Source organism: Paraburkholderia sp. RL17-373-BIF-A (assembly GCF_046030175.1).
Taxonomy (GTDB): Bacteria; Pseudomonadota; Gammaproteobacteria; order Burkholderiales; family Burkholderiaceae; genus Paraburkholderia.
The window spans coordinates 1-3,779 of record NZ_JARESO010000166.1 but is presented as its reverse complement, the minus strand read 5'-3'; the positions used below and the strand labels follow the sequence as shown (position 1 = coordinate 3,779).

2 protein-coding genes and 1 pseudogene are annotated in these 3,779 nt (G+C 57.4%); all 3 read left to right on the top strand.

The window, feature by feature from the left end; all coding sequences use genetic code 11:
• Nucleotides 1-2 precede the first annotated feature (2 nt).
• Nucleotides 3-1,204 (top strand): annotated as a pseudogene (locus tag P0D80_RS48975) (IS256 family transposase).
• A gap of 465 nt (nt 1,205-1,669) precedes the next feature.
• The gene (locus P0D80_RS48965; RefSeq protein ID WP_408295662.1) at nt 1,670-1,933 is read left to right on the top strand and encodes a hypothetical protein; all 264 of its coding nucleotides are present in this window, start codon (nt 1,670-1,672) and stop codon (nt 1,931-1,933) included.
• A gap of 506 nt (nt 1,934-2,439) precedes the next feature.
• On the top strand, nt 2,440-3,453 hold the full coding sequence (locus P0D80_RS48960; RefSeq protein WP_408295659.1) for an IS110 family RNA-guided transposase: 1,014 nt from the start codon (nt 2,440-2,442) through the stop codon (nt 3,451-3,453).
• Nucleotides 3,454-3,779 lie beyond the last annotated feature (326 nt).

Here is a 3,779-nt window from a genome sequence, read left to right as displayed (position 1 = left end):
AGTTGATCGACCAACTGCTGGCGCAGATTCAGAACAGGGACGCCGAGTCGGTTCTCGGCGAATCGGGCCTCGCAGGGCAACTGAAGAAGCAACTAGCCGAGCGCATGCTGGCGGGGGAGCTGACACATCACTTGGAAAGCGGAGCGGAGCAAAGCACGGCAGGCAATCATCGCAACGGGAGCAGCCCGAAGACCGTTCTGACGCCCAATGGCGAATTAAAGCTGGATATCCCACGTGACCGGCAGGCGACGTTCGAGCCGCAACTGGTGGGCAAATACCAGCGCCGGCTGCCCGGTTTCGACGACCACATTTTCAGCATGTACGCGCGCGGCATGAGCGTGCGTGAGATCCAGGGCCATTTGCTGGAACTGTATGGCCTGCAGGTGTCGCCCGACCTCATTTCGACCGTCACCGAGGAAGTCCTGGCCGAAGTCGAGCAGTGGCAACAGCGCCCGCTAGAGGCGTTGTACCCGATCGTGTATTTCGACGCGCTGCGGCTGAAGATCCGCGACGAAGGCTCGGTCAGGAACAAGGCGGTGTATCTCGCGCTGGGCATTCGGGCCGACGGCCGCAAGGAAGTGCTGGGTTTGTGGATTGAACAAACTGAGGGCGCGAAGTTCGGGCTGAAGGTCTTCAACGAACCGAAGAGCCGCGGTTTGCACGACATTCTGATCGCCGTCGTCGACGGCTTGCGCGGCTTCCCGGAAGCGATCGAGGCAGTCTATCCAGCGGCCCAAATCCAGACCCGCATCGTGCATCTGATCCGCAATTCGCTGAATCTGGCGAGCTGGAAAGACCGCAAACCGCTGGCTGCTGCGATCAAGCCGATCTACTAGGCCGCGACGGCCGAGGCGGCGGCAGCGGCACTCGATGCCTTTGCGCAAAGCGAGTGGGGCCGCAAATTTCCTACCGTCGGGCCATGTGGCATCGCCAATGGGAACAGGTGATCCCCTTCTTCGCCTATCCACCCGAGGTACGTCGAATCGTATACACGACAAACGCGATCGAGAGCATGCACATGCAGTTGCGCAAGATCGTCAAGAACCGCGGCCACTTCCCGAGTGACGAAGCGGCCAGCAAACTGCTGTACCTGGTCTTGCGCAACATCGAAAAGGACTGGAAGATGCCACCTATCACCTGGCGGCAAGCAGTCAATCAATTCGCCATTCTGTTCGGCGAGCGATTTACCGCCGCCATCAGCTGAGTTTTTTAACCGACCTCAGCACACAAAATTTCTGACAGCTCCGAAGCCGCAAAATTCACCCGACTATGGGATTCGTCAAACGAGGGCAAGGTCAGAGTTCGGAAACCTTAAATTCTCTTGGTCATAGTCAATCCTCCAAGGATTTCGCCAGCGCAATGGCTCGCGAATGTCAGCGTGCTGGGTGGACTTGTCACCGCCGCCCAACATCACGATCACCAACACGCCGTGCTGGACGTAGCACAAGCGCGAGCCTGGCCCGAAATGTTCGCGCATCTCGAGGAGAGCGTTTCGTTTGGTGGGGTGGTGCGCGCCGGGTGCGGTATTGATGGGGTCGGGCAACCGTGTTTGAAACTGTTTTCACAGGAACGCCACACGCGCGTACCGGCGGCACCCCACCAAACGAAACGCTCTCTCGTGTGATTGACGCACCTGAAGGTCTTTGCTCTGCTGGGACGCGAGCGAATCTTGAACGACAGTGAATCCATGCTTGCGCAGAAGTCTGATGGCGTTCGTCAGGTTCGACGCCCAACGCTCGCGCTCGCCGTCGATCGTTTGTTCCAGAGGATGTTGCATATCTGTTCCTTCTTACGCGGCGTGAGCCGCTTTTCCGTCTTATTACTTGATCTCGACACCGAAGAACGTTGTAGAGCCCATGACAAACTGACCAGCCAGCGCTCCGACACTCCATACTTCCTTGTCAACCTGTTCACCCATGCGGAACGTCACTGACACGGCGCAGGTGTTCTGGAGAGCGTTTCGTTTGGTGGGGTGCCGCCGGCACGCGAGTGTGGCGTTCCTGTGAAAACAGTTTCAAACACGGTTGCCCGACCCCACCAATACCGCACCCGGCGCGCACCACCCCACCAAACGAAACGCTCTCTGTTGCACTAGCAAACAAGATCGCTCGAACAATCTGGGCAATCCTCGCGCATGACAGGCCGTACGATCAAAGCTACGTGACTTTAAAGATGGCTTGATGGGACGCAAAGAAGTTTGAAGATTGCACGATGACGTCGACAGGTTGCGTTGGCAATCGAGCGTGATGACAGACAGGTCGGACCTGAACTCGCTAAGCCTGAAAGATAATTTGAGCGCGAAGCTCGTGCGACAAATGAGGAGCGAGTCAGCGGACTTCATCGGGGCCCGCAGCGAATGAGGCTGCAATGAGGCTGATGGTATGGACTCTCGCCCCCTCCGGGGCGCACACTGCCGGAGCCACTTTCGGGAGATTCGAGATGCCTACGCTAACCATTGGTCTTGATATTGCGAAGAACGTGTTCCAGGTTTATGGCGTCGATCGCGGCGGCAGACCTGTCATACAGCGGAAGCTGCGCCGAGCAGATGTGTTGAAGTTCTTCTCGAAACTGGAATCTAGCCTGATCGGTATCGAAGCGTGCCACGGTTCGCACTTCTGGGCTCGCGAACTTACCTCACAGGGGCACACAGTACGCCTGCTGCCGACGCAATATGTGAAGCCTTTTGTGGTCGGCGGCAAGAACGATGCGAACGATGCTTCAGCCATCTGCGCTGCGGTGTCACGACCGGGTATTCATCCGGTACCGATCAAAAGCGCCGAACAGCAATCATTGCAGTCGGTTCATCGGATGCGTGAGCGGCTGGTTCATGAGCGAACAGCGAAGTCAAACCAGATACGGAGCATGTTTGCCGAAGAGGGGTTCATCTTTCCGATAGGCATTGTCCAGTTAAGGCAGGGTATCGTGGCCTTAATTAACGATGCCGACGCTCAAGTCACCATTCTGCTTCGCCGGCTTGGTTCGATGTACCTCGAACAGTTGGCAGCGTTACAGCGATGGATCGACGAACTTGCTTCTGAGATTGCCGACATATCCGAACGCAATGAAAGCTGCCAGCGTCTGGCTACGATACCTGGGATCGGACCGCTTGTGGCGACCGCATTGTTCAGCGGGGTCGGAGATCCGCTGCAGTTCAAGAACGGGCGGCAGTTCGCAGCATGGTTGGGTCTGACGCCCAGGCAGCGATCAAGCGGCGGCAAGTCAAAACTGGGTGGCATTACAAAACACGGCGACGCCTATCTCCGCACTCTGCTGGTCCAAGGAGCGCGGGCGGTGATGCGCTTCGTCGGGCGTCATGATGACCGGCACAGTCGCTGGATCAAAGCCGTGATGCAACGCCGCCACGTGAGCGTCGCTGCAATTGCTCTCGCGAACAAGACGGCGCGGATAGCGTGGGCAATATTGACCAGTAGTGACAGCTTCAAGTTGGCATAGCCGCCCTGTAACGCAGCGAGATACCTTCACTCCATCCACGATTGCGCAAGAAGCGGCAAAGCATGGCGAACCGGTCGGACCGGCGCTTGCAGATCCTGATATATCCGACGGCTGCGTTACGAAGCCAAGAGGCCGATGAGGAGCAAGCGCGCAAACTTCCATGATGGCTCGTGCTGAGGGCAGGCACATCAAAAGCCGAATGTACGGACGCAGTCGAGACCTTCAAAATGCACACCGATCTTGCTCATAGGCGGGAGTCCATGTACGCATATAAAGCTGCAACCTATCCTGTCGAATCAACACGCAAGAAAACCTGGCGCATCGGG

Bases quoted from the DNA above. Each gene is read 5' to 3' on its own strand.
- P0D80_RS48960 (WP_408295659.1), top strand. From the start codon at position 2,440: ATGCCTACGCTAACCATTGGTCTTGATATTGCGAAGAACGTGTTCCAG.